This is a genomic window from Amycolatopsis sp. Poz14 (assembly GCF_006704225.1).
Lineage (GTDB): Bacteria > Actinomycetota > Actinomycetes > Mycobacteriales > Pseudonocardiaceae > Amycolatopsis > Amycolatopsis nivea.
The window spans coordinates 4032106-4048499 of the sequence record NZ_JACLHD010000001.1; the positions used below are offsets into that span (position 1 = coordinate 4032106).

Below are 16394 nucleotides of genomic sequence, written 5' to 3' on the forward strand. Positions count from 1 at the left end.
AGGCGTTCTGTTCTGATGACTGTGCACACTGCGAGCCAGGCCGCCTACATCGTGGCCGGGCTGTTGTTCATTCTCGCCCTCGCCGGGCTGTCCCGGCACGAAACCGCCCGGGTGGGGAACTATTTCGGGATCGCCGGGATGATCGTCGCGCTGATCGCGACCATCGCCCAAGCGGTCACCGGCGACATCACCGGCACCTCGGTCGCGTTGATGATCGTCGCGATGGTCATCGGCGCGGGGATCGGGCTGCGGCGCGCGGCGGTGGTCGAGATGACCGGGATGCCCGAGCTGATCGCCCTGCTGCATTCCTTCGTCGGCCTCGCCGCCGTCCTGGTCGGCTGGAACGGCTACCTCCAGGTCGAATGCGACCCCACCGGCGAAGAATCCCGCCACCTGGAAGCGTTGGGGACGTTGGGGATCCATCATGCCGAGGTGTTCATCGGGGTGTTCATCGGCGCGGTGACGTTCACCGGGTCGATCGTCGCGAACCTGAAACTCTCGGCGCGGATGAAATCCGCGCCGTTGATGCTGCCCGGCAAGAACTACTTGAACCTGGGCGCGCTGGTGCTGTTCGTCGCGTTCACCGCCTGGTTCGTGATCAGCCCGGCGTTGTGGCTGCTGATCGTCGTCACCGTCCTGGCGCTGGCGTTGGGCTGGCATCTGGTGGCGTCGATCGGCGGCGGGGACATGCCGGTGGTCGTGTCGATGCTGAACAGCTACAGCGGCTGGGCGGCTGCGGCCTCAGGCTTCCTGCTGGAGAACGACCTGCTGATCATCACCGGCGCCCTCGTCGGCTCCTCGGGTGCATACCTGTCCTACATCATGTGCAAGGCGATGAACCGGTCCTTCATCTCCGTCATCGCCGGAGGCTTCGGCATCGAAGCCGGACCCAGCGGGGACAAGGACTACGGCGAGCACCGGGAAATCACCGCCGAAGGCGCGGCCGAACTGCTCACCGGAGCCTCCCGGGTGATCATCACCCCCGGCTACGGGATGGCAGTCGCCCAGGCCCAGTACGGGGTCGCGGAACTGACCCGGAAACTTAGGGACAAGGGCATCGAGGTCCGGTTCGGGATCCACCCCGTCGCCGGGCGCCTCCCGGGCCACATGAACGTGCTGCTGGCCGAGGCGAAGGTGCCGTATGACATTGTGCTGGAGTTGGACGAGATCAACGACGATTTCGCCGACACCGACGTCGTCCTCGTGATCGGCGCGAACGACACCGTCAACCCGGCCGCGGCGGAGGACCCGGGCAGTCCGATCGCGGGCATGCCGGTGCTGACGGTGTGGGAAGCGGAGAACGTGATCGTGTTCAAACGCTCCATGGCCTCCGGGTACGCGGGCGTGCAGAACCCGCTGTTCTTCCGCGACAACTCCGCGATGCTCTTCGGCGACGCCAAAGACCGCGTCAACGACATCCTCATCGCGCTGTCCTAGCCGGAAAACTCCCGTCACATCCGCGGTGCTGCCCGAGCTCAGGTGAGGCAAACTTGGGCGGTCAACGGCGACGCGGTCCGGTCCGGAAAGGACAGTGCTGCCTCGCCGTCCGAGAGTCGCGATAGGAGAACGGCGCGTGTGGCGAAAAGAATTCGGGTTGCGGGTCAGCGACTTCGACGGCCTGGGCCGGCTCACCGCGACCGCGTGCTTCATCCTCTTCGAGGAGACACGAGCGGACTGGCTGATGAAATCGTTGCAGGCACCCGCTTTTCGCTGCGTCGTGGCCAGTCAACGCCTTGACTTCGTCCACGAGGCGATGCCGGATGCCGGACCGATCACCGTCTCGCTGGCCGTGCGTACGGTGGGGGAATCGAGCGTCGACATCGTGGAGTCCTTGTCGGCGGAATCGACGGTGTGCGCCCGTTCCGAAGCCACGCTCGTGCTGTGGGACGCGGGACGGCGCGCGCCACGCCCGATTACCGAAGCCGAGCGCGCGATGTTTGAGTCGCATGCGCCGGCTCAGGACAATTCTTCACCGGTACAAGGCATTCCGCGGAAATAGTCGACCTGAACGATTCCGCGTGGTCGGCAGCGGCGCATTCGTCCCGAATGCGCCGCTGCGACTCGAGGAGACCCGGTCGGTCACGCGCTGCGGGCCAGCCTGGGCTCCTCGGCCGGGAGCAGGTCCTTGACGACCTTGCCCTCCTGCACCACGAGTTCGATCGAGTCCGGATCCGCCAGCACCGAAATGTCGCGCAGCGGATCCCCGGACACCACCACCAGATCGGCCGCTTTGCCCGGTTCCAGGGTGCCGGCCTCGTCGGCGAGACCGAGCAGTTCGGCGGCGTTCGCGGTGCCGGCGGCGATCGCGTCGGCCGGGGTCATGCCCAGTTCCACGAGGTGCGACAGTTCGAGCAGGTTGCGGCCGTGCGGGCAGACGCCGACGTCGGTGCCGAGAGCGATCTTGACCCCGGCGGCGATCGCCTTGGCGATGTTCTCGCGTGCTTTCGCCGACCACCGCACCTTCTTCTCGTACAGGTAAGCCGGAACCAGCGCCGGGTCCGGCACGCGCAAGGCGGCGCTGAGCGTCGGGACGAGCCAGGTTCCCTTCTCCAGCATCAGATCGATGCCTTCCTGGTCGATCTCGTACCCGTGCTCGACGCTGTCGACGCCGCCGCGGATCGCCGCGAGGATCCCGGCGGTTCCCTGTGCGTGCGCGGCGATCTGCCGCGGGCGCGAGTGCCGGTCCAGCTCGGCGCGGATCAGCTTGATCTGGTGTTCGGTGACGCCGAGGTCGTCCGGCTGGTCGGTCGGGCTCGAGACGCCGCCGGTGGTGCAGACCTTGATCACGTCCGCGCCGGAACGGAGCAGTTTGCGGACCGTGGTGATCACGTCGTCGTCGGTGTCCACCAGGTGCAGGCTCGGCCCGCTGACGACGGGCATCAGCAGTCCGTTGGGCAGGGTCATGTCCGCGTGCCCGCCGGTCGGCGAGAGCACCGACACGGCGATCCGCGCCCGGGGGCCTTCGATGAGCCCCTCGGCGAGTGCGCGCTGAGTACCGTGGTCGAGGCCGCCGAGATCGCGGATGGTCGTGATGCCAGCGTCGAGCGTCGCGCGCAGCCGTTGCGCGGTCTTGTATGCCGCGTAGCTGCCCGAATCGGCGATCACCGAGCGAGGTCCGTCTTCGATGGCGATCGTCGCGTGGACGTGGGTGTCGAAGAAACCGGGCAGCACGGTCCGCCCTCCGCCGTCGACAGTGCGGACCGGGGCCGGGCCGTCCGGACGGTCGCGGCGCGGGCCGACGTAAGTGAGCCGCCCGTCCGTCGCGACGATCTCGCCGTCCTCCACCGGCTCGGCGCCGGTCCCGTCGACGATCCGCACGCCGACCAGCCGGATGGTCCCGCGGTTGCTCATGGAATTCGTCCTCATTTCTCGATCGGTTCGGGTTCTTCCCGCCGGGCCCAGGCCGCGGCGAGCACGAGGAGGCCCAGCGCCGCGCACCCGGCGCAGACGGACCAGACGACGGTGTATCCGGTCTCCGCGGGAGCGCCCGCCCCGCCGGAGAGGAAGCTCGAAAGCAAGGTGCCGACGACCGCGGTCGCGACGGATCCGCCCAGCACTTTGACCGTGCTGTAGGTGCCCGAGGCGATGCCGACCCGGTCCTTCGGCGCGGCGCCGGAGATGTACGCGGGCAAGCCGCCCAGCAGCAGGCCCATGCCCAGCCCGGTCGCGACGAGCGCGCCCAGCACCGCGTCGATCGTGGCGTGCAGCAACGCCATGCTGAGGAAACCGGCGGCGGACAGGCCGATGCCGATCGCCAGCACGCCGCGCGGGCCGGCGAGGGTCGCGAGCCTGCCGTACCCGGCCGAACCCGCCACCGCGGCGAGGAAGTTCAGCGCCACTACCAACGAAATCGACTGCGCGGACAGCCCGAACCCGTACCCGGCCGCCGCCGGTTTCGCGGCGAGGAACGTGACGAGCGGAACCTGGTTGCCGAAGAAGCAGACGCCGAACAGGAGCGTCGCGGCCATCGCCGGCCACATCGCCCGGCTGGTGAACATCCGCGTGTCCACCAGCGGTCCCGGCGTCCGCCGCTCCCACCAGACCCAGGCGGCGAGCACGACCGCACCCGCGACGAGCGTGGCCAGCGCCGCCGGCGAACCCCAGCCTGCCCGGCCGGCTTGCGACAGCCCGAGCAGCACCAGCGCCAGCGCCGCGGACAGCCCGGCCGCGCCGGTCCAGTCGATCTTGCGCACGGTCCGCACCGAAGACTCGGGGATGAGGAATTTCGTGACCAGGCCGCACAACGCGGTCAGGACGACCGGGACGGCGAGCGCCGGGCGAACCCCGCCGAGCAGTTCCTCCAGCGGGCCGCCGACCAGCCCGCCGAGCACGAGCCCGGCGGTGAGCGCGCCGGCCAGCCAGCCGATCGCGCGGTTCGCGGCCGGGCCGGTCGCCTTGTCCCGCGCCAGCGCGATCTCGAGCGCGATCCACGCGGCCAGCGGGCCCTGCAGCACCCGGCCGAGCAACGCGAGCGGATAGACCGGCGCGAGCACGACGAGCAAGGCTCCGGCGGCGACGCTCCACACCGCGACGCTCAGCAGTTGCCGGTGGCCGAACCGGTCGCCGAGCGCGGCGAAAACCGGCACCGACACCGCGGCGGCCAGCAGGTGCACGCTGCTGAACCAGTTCAACGGCCCGGCTCCGACGTGCAGTTCCGCGCCGAAGCCGGCCAGCAACGGCGGGTAGAAGCCTTGCACCATGCCGCTGACCAGCTCGACGCAGATCAGGAAACCGACCGCGGACCGCAGGTTCGAGCCCGCGGGCGCCTTCGCGCCGGACGTCGCCGGCCGGCCGAGACGGGGGGTCGAAGAGGTCATCGCCGCTCCTCGCGTGGGGACGTGGGAATCTGTGGCGACAAGTGTCGGAGTCGAGCGCGAAAGGGCCGTAGAATCCCAGATATTCGTCACCGCGGCCGGTTTCCGGCGGTTTCGCGGTCAGAAGGAGGCTCATGACGCAGAATTTCGTCGACGAGCTCGACCTGCGGATCATCAACTGCCTGCAGATCCGGCCGCGCGCGACCTGGAGCGTGCTCGGACGCGTCCTCGACGTCGACCCGGTGACCATCGCGCGCCGCTGGGAACGCCTGGAGGAGGCCGGGCTCGCCTGGGTGACCTGCTATTTCGGGCTTCCGAGCGCGGACCGGGTGATGGCCTACCTGGAGATCGAGATCGCCGGCGCGCAGGTCACCGACGTCGCCGCCCGGCTCGCGCAGCACCGCGAAATCGTCAGCGTCCACCACACGACGGGCGCCCGCTCGCTGGTCGCGAGCGTGGTCGGCCGCGATCCGGCCGAGGTGTCGCACTACGTGTCGGAATCGCTTGCCACGCTGGACGGGATCGTCGCGATCCGAGCCGAGATCGTCACCGGCAAGTACAGCGACGCGGGGGAGTGGCGGCTGCGGGCGCTGTCGCCGTCCCAGCAGGACGCCCTCCAAGCCGCGTACCCGCGCCGGGACACCCCGCCGAGCACCGCGCCGGTGCAGCCGGACGAAGGGCGCGTCGTGCGCGAACTCGCCGCGAACGGCCGCCTGTCGACGAGCGAACTCGCGCGCCGGATCGGCGTCAGCGAGGCGACCGCCCGGCGCCGGCTGAACCGGCTCCTCGCCGAGGGCCGCGCGACGTTCCGCTGCGAGATCTCCCAGCAGATCTCCGGCTGGCCGCAAACCGGCATCCTGTGGGCCCGCGCGCCGGTCGGGGTGCTCGACGGCGTCGCGCGGAAACTCGCGGTGCTCCCGGTGATCCGCGCGTGCCTGACCACGACCGGGCGCAGCAACCTCATGCTGTTCGCCTGGCTGCGGGACGTGCGCGAACTGCACCAGTTCGAACGCGCGGTCGCGCAAGCCGCCCCGGAGGCGGAAGTCATCGACCGCGCGTTCTGCCTGCGCTCTTTCAAACGGATCCTGCTCATCGACGACAGCGGCCGCATCGCGGACCCGCCGGTGCTCCCGGTCGACGACGGGAGCATGCCGTTCTGAGCTCCGCGGTCCCGAAGTCAGAGGCAAAATGACAGCTTCGTCGCGACTCCGCGCTCGCATGCGATGCAACGGAGTTCAGCGCGTGCATGTGCTCTACTGCGTGCACACCCCGTCGAGAGGATCTCGTGCTGTGAAAGCCGAGCGGATGAACGCAGACGACCAGGCCGCGCCCGCCGTCGACCCGGTGTACGACCTGGACTTTCCCGGTCCGCACAAGCAGTGGGTCGCGGCCATCGAAAACTCGCCTGTGACGCCGGTCTGGTTCGGACACCGGACCGATGCCGGAGACCGGGCTGCGCTGGTGGGCAGCTTGCCGCGCGGAGCGTTCGCGGCGGGTACGGGGCCGTTGGAATGGGGTGCGCCCGGCATGGCGCTCGGGCAGCTGCTGAACGTCATCGAACCGACCCCGCCCGGTGCGGATCGCGCCGTTCTTCGCAAGGCTGTTCAGGCGCATCTGGCCGAGCGTGTCGCTGACCTGCCCAGCTGGCCGCGTTCGATGTGGACGGTGGACGGCGTCCGCGTGCAGGCAGCGGTGCTGCACTTCGCGGGCGCTTGGCTGGCGCTCGCTGACGAATTGGACGTTGTCTACTTGGCGACTGTCGGCGTCGGCATTTCTCCGGACGGTCTTGAGTTTCACCAGACGCGCGGCGAGAACTACGGTGCTGATTTCTCGGTTCCGCTGACCATTGGCCAGCTCCACCGGCTGCGTGCGGAGCAGATGCCACAGCCTTGTCAACCCCACCCGGACCTGTTGCGCCTCAAGTAACTCGCGGGGTTCAGTGGCCGGTTTTGAGTTCGGACAGCGTCAGTGCCATCTTGCGGTGGACCGCGGGCAGCCAGTCCAGCGTGCGCATCGCGGTGTTGCGCATGGCCCGCAGCGCGGGGCTGCCGAGGGTGGCGGCGCGGGTCATTTTGTCGGTGAACGCCACGATTTCCTCGGCGACCGGGCGCCGCTCGGCTTCGTAGCCGTCCAGGGTGCTGTCTGGGGCGCCGTCGCGTAGCACCGCGCTCAGTCGGCGGGCCAGGGCCAGTGCGTCTTGGATGCCGGTGTTCATGCCCTGGCCGCCGGCCGGGCTGTGGACGTGCGCGGCGTCGCCAGCAAGGAAGACGCGTCCGGCGCGGTAGCGGTCGGCCAGGCGGTGGTGCACGCGGAACCGCGAACTCCAGCCCAGATTGGTCACCTTGATCGAACCGGTCCGCGGTCCGCGGGCGTCCAGCAATGCCTGCACCTGCGAACGGTCGGGGTGCGGCGGAGCGTTGTCGACCGTCGCCACGATTCGGTGCCGGCCGCCGGGCAGGGGCGCTAGCACGGTGACTCCCTCGGGGGCGAAGTAGAGCCGGACTTCCGCGTCGGTCACGTCGCCGGTCAGGACGACGTCGGCGAGGACGAACGACTGCGGGTAGCTGTCGCCGTGGAAGGTGATGCCGGCCTGCTCGCGGACGAGACTGTGCATCCCGTCGGCGCCGATGACGTATCCGGCCCGGATCTGCTCGCCGGTGGCGAGGGTGACGGTGACGCCTGCGGGGTCCTGCGCCAACGCGGTCACCTCACTGGGCCGGGTTACCTGCCCGCCTGCCTTGTGCAGCCGCTTGAGCAGTACCTGCTCGGTAATGTCCTGCGGCACCAGCAGGGTATAGGGATGAGCGCTGGGCAGTTGGTCGAAATCGATGTGCAGCAGCACGCGATCATGCTCGCGCACAGTGAATTTCGAGACGCGGATGCCGCGTGCCACGAGTTCCTCGGTGACGCCAAGTTCCTCGAGCACCTCAAGCGTGCGGGCGTGCACGACGGCTGCCCGTGAGGTGTTCATCATTTCGGCCTGTTTGTCCACGACCATCGTTTCGACGCCCTGATCGGACAGGGAGGCCGCTGCCGCCATTCCGGCCGGACCGGCTCCCACAACCAGAACCTCGGTGCGAGCGGGTTCTTGCGCATTCATCACGATTGTCCTCACCGTTGACCGGGAAACGAGCCGGATTTACCGCGACACGAGCTGGTGCACCAAGTGCGGGCGCGCGAACAGTTCGGTGTTCGTGCCGTCGACGACGCCGGGCGGCGCTTCGCCGAACTCCGCGTCGAGCGCGAGCCGGGTCTGCGGCGAATGGCGCAGGATCATGGCAGCTTCGAGCGCTTCGCGAGATTCCGCTTTGGCAACGCACACGATGGTTTCCCCGTCTGCGGTGAGCCAGCAATCCGCCGACAGAAACCCCGGTGCACTGCGAAAAACCCGGGCGACGCCTTCCACGCGCCGGAAGAACTCGTCGCGGTAATGCGGATGCGGATAGTGGTAAGCGATGAAACCGGCCAGCATGATGTTTTCCTTTGTTCGCAACGGGAAGCCCTATCGCGTCAACGCCGCGAGGTCCGCGGTCGCCGGGCGTCCGGTGGCTTTCTGCAGCAGGGGCGAATAAATCAGCGGCGTGACGAGTTCGACAACCAGCATCGCGACGTAGAACCAGTGCGGCCAGCCGGAGTAGGCGACGGTCAGCAAGCGCACCAGCCCGCCGGCGAAGAACACCAGCATGAGGAGGTGGATCAGGCCGGCGTGCCGGTCCAGGTCCCGGGCGGCCCACACGCAGGCGATCCCGTAGGCGAGGAACAGCAGCATCGAGAACCGCAGATCGCCGTCGAGGGTGGCGTTCGGGGTGTTCGCCCCGATGATCGTGCTCGGCCCGATCAGGATGTGCGCCAGCGCGATCAGCGCGCACGCGATCCCGAAAACGACGAGATACCACCGCAATACGGCCTTCATGATCGCCTCCCGCTCCCGGATGCGCGCCGTTAGTACACACGCGTCTACTAAGCCGCCGAAGCGTAACCGCGCTAGTGGACGCGCGTCAACTAAGGTGGGGCGATGCCGCCTCGCCGCCGTCTCGCTCCGGACCAGCGCCGTGCCGAACTCCTCGACATCGGCGCGCAGCTGTTCGCCGAACTGCCCTACGAGCAGGTGCAGATGGACCGCGTCGCCGAACGCGCCGGGGTCTCCCGCGCCCTGCTGTACCGGCATTTCCCGAAGAAGAGCGTCCTGTTCGCGGCGATCTACCAGCGCGCCGCCGAGCAGTTGCAGGCCGAGATCCGGATCGAGCCAGACCTGCCGCTGACCGACCAGATCGCCGCCGGCCTCGACGCGCACATGGACTACTTCGCGGCCAACCGCCACACCGTGCTGGCCGCCAACCGCGATCTCGCCGGCGACCCCGTCGTGCAAGCCATCGTGCTGGGCGACCACCGGGCCATGCACGACGTCATGCTCGCCGCCACCGGCCTCAGCGGCGCACAGCGCGCCACCATGTCCGCGGCGCTCACGTCCTGGCTGATGTTCGTGCACACCCTGTGCCTGGAATGGCTCGAACACGACAGCCTCACCCGCGACCAGGTCCGGACCGTCAGCCTCGGCGCGCTGACCGGAATGATTGCGGCGCTGGAGGATTCGGTAGCTCGCGAGCCAGGTCGGGGGAGCAACCGGCGTGGTTCGTCGATCGGAGGTTGACCTCCACCATGGTCGAGGTTCAAGAATCTCGATCATGACATTGTGGATCTGCGACCGATGCGGCATCGAACAACCCGGCTCCCCGGAACCCCCGCACTGCGTGCTGGACCGCGGCGAGGTCGGCATCGAGGAGCGCGGCGACCTGGGCCCGCATTCGGGGAGTTGGCGCACTCACGAACAGCTTGCCGCCGAACCGCACGTGGTGCGGGAGCGGGACCACGGCCGTGGCGTGCACAGTCTGCGGCGGGAACCGGTGGTGGGGATCGGGCAGTGGTCGTTCGTCGTGCGGACCGCGCGGGGGAACGTGTTGTGGGATCCGCCGACTTCCATCGAGCCGGACACGCTCGCCGCGGTTCGGGCGCTCGGCGAGGTCGCCGCCATCGCGACCAGCCATCCGCACATGTTCGCCGCCCAGGTCAGCTGGAGTCACGCGTTCGGGCGGATTCCGGTGCTGGTGAACGCCGCTGGCCGCGAATGGCTGGGTCGCACCGATCCCGTGCTCGAGTTCTGGGCCGAGCACGCCGAGCCGGTGCCGGGGGTCGAGTTGATCCAGGTCGGCGGGCACATGCTGGGCAGTGCCGTGCTGCGCACCCAGGACGGCACGATCCTGTCCGGCGACTCGATCAGCGGCGGCCTGGCACCGAATTGGGTGTCGTTCCAGCGCAATTTCCCGAAGCACATCCCGCTGTCCGCCGCGGTGGTCCGGCGGATCGTGGACCGGCTCGACGGCTGGTCCTACGACCGGCTGTACACGCTCGGCGGCGACACGATCGACGCGGACGCCAAGGCGGTCGTGCATCGTTCCGCCGACGCGCATATCCGTTGGGTCAGCGGGGAATTCGACCATCTGACTTGAGCGGATTCCGCAGGTGGGGATCAGCCGGTGAACTCGGCCAGCACCGAGCGTTCTATCTCCGACACCGCCAGGTCCCGTCCGGCGGGCCGCAGGTACCGGGCGGTGAATTCCTCCGGTCCGGCTTGTTCTCGTTCGTGCCAGCCGTATTCGGCGAGGAAGGCTTCGACGCGGTCGGGGGCCAGGCCGAAACGCCAGAGCGGCCGCTTGCGAACGAACTCGGTGTAGGCGGCTTCGGCGCCGTAAAGGCGGGTGCCGTCGAGGAAGTCCTTGCGCACAAAGGTGAACACCAGGCGGCTGCCCGCGGACGCGGTGGCCAGGAAGTCGAACGTGCGGCGGACGCCGTCCTCGGTGAGGTATTGGGTGACTGCCTCCCAGACGAAGAAAGTCCGACCGGGGAGGTAGCCGTGCCGGGCGAGGGCGTCGGCGAGGTTTTCGGTATTGAAGTCGACCGGCACCTGCGTGAGGTTGGCGGGGACGCGGCCGAGCGCCTTGGTGAGCGCGGCGCGTTTGCGGTCGATGTTGGCGGGCAGATCGACCTCGTAGACCGGGATCTCCGCGAGCGCGGGCAGGCGGCAGGCGCGTGTGTCGAAACCCGCGCCGAGGATGACCACCGCCTCGATCCCGCCCTCGTCGAGAGCCACGCGGAGGGCATCGTCGACATAGCGTTTGCGGCACAGCATGCTCGCCCACAGGCCGGGGATCTTCTTCTCGGTCGCGGCGATCAGCGCTCGCCGGATCGGCCGGTATTTCGTCAGCGCGGCCGCGAGCCTCCCGCTGGCGGGCAGGAGGCGGCGGGCCCACGGGTCGTCGATCAGCGGCCGGGCCTCGTGCTGGTCGGCGGCGACGATGACCATCGGCCCGAACGCGGTCCGGTCGGCTCCGGTTGCCATGAGGCGCTCCTCGGTCAGGTCAATGATCGACGCTGGGCTGTTGGTGGAACAGCGCGGAGGTTAACGCCTCGGTCGCGGCGCGCGCAGCTGATGCCGTGTCGCCGTCGAAGGTGTCGAGCAGGGTTTGCCAGCCGGCGTGGCTGGTCAGGGTGTAGGCCAGCGCGAGAGCGGCCGACGCGGACACCGCGAGCCTGCCGTCCCGGTGGGCGCGTTCGACGATGCTGTTCAGGAGCGTGCGCCGCCATCGGCGGATCGCGCGGATCTGCTCGTCCAGCTCCGGTGCGTCCTGCTGGGCGAGCAGGACGGTGAGGCGCGGGCCCATCTGCTCGTACCGGGAGTAGTACGCCTCGATGATGTGCTGCAGCTGATGCTCGGGCGCGGCGTCGGGCAAGCCGAGATCCTCCACGGCCGCACGGGTTTGCGCGGTGTGGTGGTCGAACGCCGCGGTCAGCAGTTCGTCGCGGCTGGAGAAGTGGTTGTAGAGGGTGCGCAGCGCGACATCGGCCCGCTCGGCGATCTCCTGCATGGTGACCTGCTGCCCGCCCGAGGCGACCAGGGCGTCCAGGGTCGCGTCGAAGATGCGGGTCCGAGCTTCTTCGCTGGCGCGGCGCCGGGTCTGCATTGAATAACGGCGAGGCATGCGTCCAGTCTACTCATTTACATGCACGCATGCGTGCAATAAAATCCTCCGTTGCGGTACCCGCCGCGACGGCGGCCGGGCCGCACGTCCGGCGCCCGCCGGGCGGACCTCGAACCTTCTCGGTGAGGCAGTCATGACCATCGATGCGGCAACCGCCCTGGATCCCACTGTCACCAACCCGGAGCACTACCACGTGGTGTTCGAGAACGAGCGCGTCCGCGTGCTCGAATACACCGACAAGCCCGGCGACCGCACCACCCGCCACGCCCATCCCGACAGCGTGCTGGTGGTGCTCAGTTCGTTCCGCCGCCGGATGTACGCCGCCGACGACAGCACGCACGACCTGGAGCTGACCGCGGGCAAGGTCGGCTGGCTGGCCGCTCAGCAGCACGCCGGGCACAACATCGGCGACACCGACAGTCACGCCCTGTTCATCGAACTCAAAGAAGGGGTCCGGACCGAGACCGGGGTGCTCGGGCCGATCGGTCCCGCGGTGGAGTGAGGCCTGCCGGGGCACACGCTGGACGAGGCTTTCGCATCCGGCTTAACGAAGTGTCAGAAAGGGACCTTATCGATTGCTCCTCGCGATCAAAGCAGAATTGTCGGGCCGAGCGGGGTCGGATCCAGCGGGATAGGATCTGACGACAAAGCTGAGGCATGCGATGAATCCGCTGTCGCCGGTCGAGTGCAGTGTCAAACATCGCACGTGATGGGCGGACTTCTCTTTGATGTCTGCGAACCGCAGTATTTCCGCGGTCTGCGCACGGTCTGCGTAGTCTATGGTCAGGGACTGGTAGAGGGATTTGAGTTTCATCCCGACCACGCCGAAGAAGGCGGCTTCGATCAGGTCGCCGGCTTCGGTGTCGACGGTGCGCAACCGAAGTTCCGAATGGCTGACGGCATAGCGCCACGGGCGAAAAACGCGGTCGAACGTGAGGGGAAGCGCCCCGCTCGGTCCACTGTCTCGGTCAGGGGCTGAAAGGGTGGGCAACGGCGACTCCATCTCACGTTCGGCCGCGAAGCTGGGTTGTTGCGGATATAGGTCGGTTCCGGCAGTTCAGGTCAGCGTCGGCTCGGGCTCGCACTCGGGTCGGCGGGCGGTATCGCGTCGAGGGGGACGAGGCGGGTTCCTGTCCAGTGGTAGCGGACTGTCGCCGCGTCGGCGGTGGGACAGCACTGCGGGTCTTCGGCGTTGTACATCTCGTACGAGAGGGCGATGGTGGTGTCGGTGGACCACACTTCCTGGATGCCGGCGCTGTCCACCGAGGTGTCGGTGCCGAGGTACTTGCCGTCGTGGAAGAAGAAGGCCCGGTTCGCGTAGCCGTCAGCCGACTCGGCGATGGTGGCGAGGACGACCTGCAGGCCGTCGGCCGATTCCCAGGAGGTGGCTGGATAGGGGCGGTAGCCCTTCGCCTGGACGACTGCTTCGGCGTCGGCGAGGGTGTCGCGCGGGGCGGCCGGGGGCGCTGAATCCTTGGTCACGGTGGAAGTCGGGGCGCTGCTTGGCTGCGGGTCGCTGGTGGACGGCACCGGGAGAACGGGTTCCGGCGACGAGGGGGCGGCCAGCGTCGGGGCCGTCGCGCCGTCCGCAGTGCTGCGGGTCGTTCTGTCGATGCCGGTGACGGCGGTCAGTCCCAGCGCGGCGACCACGATGGCGACCGCGCAGGTGATGGCGGAGAAGACGGTGCGGCCGTCGGTGCGCGGTGGCCGGACGGCAGGCTGCGGCACCACCGCGCCGACGAGCATGAAGAGCGCACCGGCGACGCTGACCCAGGGGCCCAGCCCGATGTGCAGGAGGCCGCCAGCACTGTCGAGACCGCTCAGCAAGCTGAAGAGGAGCAATCCGCCCAGGACTCCGGCGACGCCGAACAGGACGAAGCCAGTCGCCCGGACCGCGACGCCCTCCCGCAGCACGACAGCCGCGACGATCGCGGCGGTGCCGCAGACCACCAGAGCCACGGGAAGAAAGACGAGCGGCACGGTTCGGCTGCTTGCCAGGCGAGCGACGTCGAACAGGCTCGCGTTCCCCAGCAGCACGACCTGAAACCACGGCAGGACCGGCGACACCCCGACCAGCACGCCGCCCGCGGCCAGCCCGGTCGCGGCGGCGAACCGCCGGACGGTGTCGCCCGGCGTGGCCTCGGCAGCCAGCCGGTTGCCGCAGCGCCAGCAGCGCACCGTGCCCGCCGGGACCTGCTGTGCGCAGTACGGGCACGGGAACGCGGCGGGCACCGCGCCCGGCCACGGCGCGGGGCCGCCAGAATGGGAACCGATCATCGCGTGAACTCCTCGTCTGTACCAGGACAGACGGCGGGATCGCGGAGCGTGTTACCGGGCGCTGAAATACTCGTGCTGCTCGAGCGGCACAGGCCGGAGCGGGTTGCGCTGTCCGCGAGACGCCTGAACTCGGCTGTCCATCGGACGTCGCTCAGACGCAGCACACCTTGTCGATGCGGCCGTACTCGGCGCCAGCGCTGCCGCGCAGCTGCGGCTGATGGTCCAGCGGTGCCCATTTACCGCCGACATCGCGTCAGTTCCCCGGCGGTGGCATCCACACCAGCCGAGGATCGGTCTGCACGAAGCTTCCTAGCAGTTGGTCCACTCGCATCAGCACATCCAGATCGAGCCGGACACCCGCGGCTTTCGCGTTCTCGGTCAGCTGTTCCGGCGTGCTCGCCCCGACCACCGCCGCGGCGACGGTTTCGTGTTGCAGGGTCCAGGCGAGCGCCAGCTGTGCCATGGTCAACCCCGCGTCGTCGGCGACGCCGCGCAGCAGTTCGACTCGGTCGACCAGTTCCGGGTACCGCAGCGGGCGCGCGTACGCCGGTCCGGTCGCGCGCGAGCCCGGCGGGACCGCGTCGTTGCCGTATTTGCCCGTCAGGACGCCTTGTGCCAGCGGGACAGCGGCGAACTGGCCGATGCCGAGCCGGTCGGACACCGGGATCACCTGTGCCTCCGGCACGCGCCACAGCATCGAGTAGTGCGCCTGGTTCGAGATCAGCGGCACGTCGTACCGCGCGGCCGCCTCGGCTGCCTGCGCCAGCTGGTCCGCCGTCCACTCCGCGGTGCCGACGTAGCGCACTTTGCCTTGCCGCACGAGGTCCGACAGGGCCAGGAACGTCTCCGCGACCGGTGTCTTGTAGTCGAATCTCAAGAGCTGGTAGACGTCGATGTAGTCGGTGCGCAGCCGCCGCAGCGAGCCTTCGAGGGACGCGATCACGTGTTTGCGGCTCAGCCCGGCGTCGTTGGGTCCGGGGCCTTCGGGCCAGAACACCCCGGTGCACAGGACCAGATCGTCGCGGCGGGTGCCGGCGAACGCCTCGCCGAAAGCGGCTTCCGCGGCGCCACCGTCCCAGGCCGCTGCCGTGTGGAACGTCGTGACGCCCGCGTCCAGCGCCGCGGCGACGCAGCCGGGGGCGTGGTGGTTGTACCAGTTGCCGTAGGCGATTTCGCTGACGGCGAGGCCGCTGGTGCCGAGCCTGCGGTATTCCACTTCAGCCTCCTTGGGCGGCCATCTCGGTGATCCACGCGTCCACCGCGCTGGCTTTGCGGGCGAACGTGTCCCGCACCGTTTCGTGCGGCAGGATCAGGAATTCGTCCCGGGCGAGCCCGCGCACGACCGCGTCGGCGACGTCCTCGGGTTCGAGCAGCGGCGCGGCGGCCGCGATCGCCAGCGCGGCCGGGTGGCCCGCGGCGAGACCCGGCTCCAGCAGCGCGGTGCGCACGCCGAGCGGGCACAGCGCGCTGATCCGCACCCCGCGCGGCCGGTAGGTGATCGCGAGCCATTCGGCCAGCGCGACGGCCGCGTGCTTGGTGACCGAGTACGGCGCGTCGCCCGGCACGCCGAGCAGGCCGGCGGCCGACGCGGTGAGCAGCAGGCAGCCCTCGCCGCGGGCGAGCATCGAGGGCAGCACCGCCTGCGCGGCGTGCACGTGCTGCATCACGTTGATTTCCCAGGATTTCGCCCACTGTTCGTCCGCGGCGTGCACGCCGGTGCCGAACGCGGCGCCCGCGTTGGCGCAGAACAGGTCCACCGGCCCGAACTCGGCTCGCGCGCCCGCGACCAGCGCTTTCAAGTCCTTTTTGGACGTCACGTCGGTCACCGCCGCGACGGCCCGCCCGCCCGCGTCCCGGATCCCGGCCGCCACGCGTTCGGCGCCGTCCGCGTCGAGGTCGGACACGACCACCCCGCTCGCGCCCTCGGCGGCGAATCTGCGGGCCATGGCGGCGCCGATTCCGTGCGCCGCGCCGGTGAGCACGACTACCCGTCCGATCAGTTCCACCTGTTCTCCACTATTTTCGGCGAGAGTGTTACCGGGGTGAGCAAAGTGTATTTCCGGACTGTCATTCGCATGACAAAAGCCCTGCTCAGCGGCTTGATGGGGGGTCGGTCCACGGTTTCGGACATTAGCATGGCGAGGGGGCCGGTGGTACGCTCCGCGGCAATTATTCCCGGCCGGTATTGCGTTTTCCGCAGCCCATGCGTTATTGCTGTAAACGGTTCCGCGGCGACCGTCCGCGCACCACTGCCCATCCCGGTACA

18 protein-coding genes are annotated in these 16394 nt (G+C 69.0%); 7 read left to right on the top strand and 11 right to left on the bottom strand.

Annotated elements, in window-relative coordinates; genetic code table 11:
- Window positions 1-15 precede the first annotated feature (15 nt).
- Both pntB and FKO37_RS19405 read left to right on the top strand, forming a co-directional pair.
- Window positions 16-1437 (top strand): Re/Si-specific NAD(P)(+) transhydrogenase subunit beta, encoded by a 1422-nt coding sequence (gene pntB, locus FKO37_RS19400; RefSeq protein ID WP_238605349.1) that lies wholly within the window; start codon window positions 16-18, stop codon window positions 1435-1437.
- 136 nt (window positions 1438-1573) lie between these two features.
- On the top strand, window positions 1574-1999 hold the full coding sequence (locus tag FKO37_RS19405) for a thioesterase family protein (RefSeq protein WP_238605350.1): 426 nt from the start codon (window positions 1574-1576) through the stop codon (window positions 1997-1999).
- Window positions 2000-2079: 80 nt separating this feature from the next.
- Here the strand turns inward: FKO37_RS19405 and FKO37_RS19410 are convergent, their stop codons facing one another.
- Both FKO37_RS19410 and FKO37_RS19415 read right to left on the bottom strand, forming a co-directional pair.
- Window positions 2080-3351, bottom strand: coding sequence for an amidohydrolase family protein (locus FKO37_RS19410; protein WP_238605351.1), 1272 nt, complete (start codon window positions 3349-3351; stop codon window positions 2080-2082).
- An 11-nt stretch (window positions 3352-3362) separates the two neighbouring features.
- On the bottom strand, window positions 3363-4817 hold the full coding sequence (locus FKO37_RS19415) for an MFS transporter (protein ID WP_238605352.1): 1455 nt from the start codon (window positions 4815-4817) through the stop codon (window positions 3363-3365).
- A gap of 131 nt (window positions 4818-4948) precedes the next feature.
- On the opposite strand from FKO37_RS19415, the gene FKO37_RS19420 reads away from it, so the two are divergent.
- Entirely contained in the window at window positions 4949-5974 is a 1026-nt protein-coding gene (locus FKO37_RS19420) for an Lrp/AsnC family transcriptional regulator (protein ID WP_238605353.1), read from the top strand.
- Between the two features lie 130 nt (window positions 5975-6104).
- Window positions 6105-6740 carry a hypothetical protein gene (locus FKO37_RS19425; RefSeq protein WP_238605354.1) on the top strand — a complete coding sequence of 212 codons (636 nt, stop codon included), beginning with the start codon at window positions 6105-6107 and terminating at the stop codon, window positions 6738-6740.
- Window positions 6741-6750: 10 nt separating this feature from the next.
- Here the strand turns inward: FKO37_RS19425 and FKO37_RS19430 are convergent, their stop codons facing one another.
- The 3 genes from FKO37_RS19430 to FKO37_RS19440 are packed head-to-tail and all read right to left on the bottom strand — an operon-like array spanning window position 6751 to window position 8727.
- Window positions 6751-7914 carry an NAD(P)/FAD-dependent oxidoreductase gene (locus FKO37_RS19430; protein ID WP_238605355.1) on the bottom strand — a complete coding sequence of 388 codons (1164 nt, stop codon included), beginning with the start codon at window positions 7912-7914 and terminating at the stop codon, window positions 6751-6753.
- Window positions 7915-7953: 39 nt separating this feature from the next.
- The gene (locus FKO37_RS19435) at window positions 7954-8286 is read right to left on the bottom strand and encodes an antibiotic biosynthesis monooxygenase (protein WP_238605356.1); all 333 of its coding nucleotides are present in this window, start codon (window positions 8284-8286) and stop codon (window positions 7954-7956) included.
- Between the two features lie 30 nt (window positions 8287-8316).
- Window positions 8317-8727 (bottom strand): DUF4345 domain-containing protein, encoded by a 411-nt coding sequence (locus tag FKO37_RS19440; protein WP_037812712.1) that lies wholly within the window; start codon window positions 8725-8727, stop codon window positions 8317-8319.
- Window positions 8728-8829: 102 nt separating this feature from the next.
- On the opposite strand from FKO37_RS19440, the gene FKO37_RS19445 reads away from it, so the two are divergent.
- The gene (locus FKO37_RS19445; protein ID WP_238605357.1) at window positions 8830-9465 is read left to right on the top strand and encodes a TetR/AcrR family transcriptional regulator; all 636 of its coding nucleotides are present in this window, start codon (window positions 8830-8832) and stop codon (window positions 9463-9465) included.
- Window positions 9466-9499: 34 nt separating this feature from the next.
- Entirely contained in the window at window positions 9500-10321 is an 822-nt protein-coding gene (locus FKO37_RS19450) for a hydrolase (RefSeq protein ID WP_238605358.1), read from the top strand.
- 20 nt (window positions 10322-10341) lie between these two features.
- On the opposite strand, the gene FKO37_RS19455 is transcribed toward FKO37_RS19450, so the two are convergent.
- Both FKO37_RS19455 and FKO37_RS19460 read right to left on the bottom strand, forming a co-directional pair.
- The gene (locus tag FKO37_RS19455; protein WP_238605359.1) at window positions 10342-11211 is read right to left on the bottom strand and encodes an SAM-dependent methyltransferase; all 870 of its coding nucleotides are present in this window, start codon (window positions 11209-11211) and stop codon (window positions 10342-10344) included.
- Window positions 11212-11230: 19 nt separating this feature from the next.
- Entirely contained in the window at window positions 11231-11851 is a 621-nt protein-coding gene (locus FKO37_RS19460) for a TetR/AcrR family transcriptional regulator (RefSeq protein ID WP_134666853.1), read from the bottom strand.
- Between the two features lie 133 nt (window positions 11852-11984).
- Between FKO37_RS19460 and FKO37_RS19465 the strand changes: the two genes are divergently transcribed.
- On the top strand, window positions 11985-12353 hold the full coding sequence (locus FKO37_RS19465; RefSeq protein ID WP_037812704.1) for a hypothetical protein: 369 nt from the start codon (window positions 11985-11987) through the stop codon (window positions 12351-12353).
- Between the two features lie 66 nt (window positions 12354-12419).
- Here FKO37_RS19465 and FKO37_RS19470 read toward each other — a convergent pair whose 3' ends face one another.
- The 4 genes from FKO37_RS19470 to FKO37_RS19485 all read right to left on the bottom strand — a co-directional run bounded on the left by FKO37_RS19470 (window position 12420) and on the right by FKO37_RS19485 (window position 16134).
- Entirely contained in the window at window positions 12420-12842 is a 423-nt protein-coding gene (locus FKO37_RS19470) for a hypothetical protein (protein WP_238605360.1), read from the bottom strand.
- A 71-nt stretch (window positions 12843-12913) separates the two neighbouring features.
- Window positions 12914-14128: an LppP/LprE family lipoprotein gene (locus FKO37_RS19475; RefSeq protein WP_238605361.1), complete on the bottom strand. Its 1215-nt coding sequence runs from the start codon at window positions 14126-14128 to the stop codon at window positions 12914-12916.
- Window positions 14129-14381: 253 nt separating this feature from the next.
- Entirely contained in the window at window positions 14382-15344 is a 963-nt protein-coding gene (locus FKO37_RS19480; protein ID WP_238605362.1) for an aldo/keto reductase, read from the bottom strand.
- A 1-nt stretch (window position 15345) separates the two neighbouring features.
- A complete protein-coding gene (locus FKO37_RS19485) occupies window positions 15346-16134 on the bottom strand; it encodes an SDR family oxidoreductase (protein WP_238605363.1) in 789 nt (262 codons plus the stop codon).
- Window positions 16135-16394: the final 260 nt, after the last annotated feature.

What these genes read in the sequence shown, in the direction of transcription:
- FKO37_RS19465 (WP_037812704.1), top strand. Translation starts at nt 11,985, where the DNA reads ATGACCATCGATGCGGCAACCGCCCTGGATCCCACTGTCACCAACCCG.
- FKO37_RS19455 (WP_238605359.1), bottom strand. Translation starts at nt 11,211, where the DNA reads ATGGCAACCGGAGCCGACCGGACCGCGTTCGGGCCGATGGTCATCGTC.
- pntB (WP_238605349.1), top strand. Translation starts at nt 16, where the DNA reads ATGACTGTGCACACTGCGAGCCAGGCCGCCTACATCGTGGCCGGGCTG.
- FKO37_RS19445 (WP_238605357.1), top strand. Translation starts at nt 8,830, where the DNA reads ATGCCGCCTCGCCGCCGTCTCGCTCCGGACCAGCGCCGTGCCGAACTC.
- FKO37_RS19435 (WP_238605356.1), bottom strand. Translation starts at nt 8,286, where the DNA reads ATGCTGGCCGGTTTCATCGCTTACCACTATCCGCATCCGCATTACCGC.
- FKO37_RS19420 (WP_238605353.1), top strand. Translation starts at nt 4,949, where the DNA reads ATGACGCAGAATTTCGTCGACGAGCTCGACCTGCGGATCATCAACTGC.
- FKO37_RS19415 (WP_238605352.1), bottom strand. Translation starts at nt 4,817, where the DNA reads ATGACCTCTTCGACCCCCCGTCTCGGCCGGCCGGCGACGTCCGGCGCG.
- FKO37_RS19460 (WP_134666853.1), bottom strand. Translation starts at nt 11,851, where the DNA reads ATGCCTCGCCGTTATTCAATGCAGACCCGGCGCCGCGCCAGCGAAGAA.
- FKO37_RS19475 (WP_238605361.1), bottom strand. Translation starts at nt 14,128, where the DNA reads ATGATCGGTTCCCATTCTGGCGGCCCCGCGCCGTGGCCGGGCGCGGTG.
- FKO37_RS19450 (WP_238605358.1), top strand. Translation starts at nt 9,500, where the DNA reads ATGACATTGTGGATCTGCGACCGATGCGGCATCGAACAACCCGGCTCC.
- FKO37_RS19430 (WP_238605355.1), bottom strand. Translation starts at nt 7,914, where the DNA reads ATGAATGCGCAAGAACCCGCTCGCACCGAGGTTCTGGTTGTGGGAGCC.
- FKO37_RS19410 (WP_238605351.1), bottom strand. Translation starts at nt 3,351, where the DNA reads ATGAGCAACCGCGGGACCATCCGGCTGGTCGGCGTGCGGATCGTCGAC.
- FKO37_RS19440 (WP_037812712.1), bottom strand. Translation starts at nt 8,727, where the DNA reads ATGAAGGCCGTATTGCGGTGGTATCTCGTCGTTTTCGGGATCGCGTGC.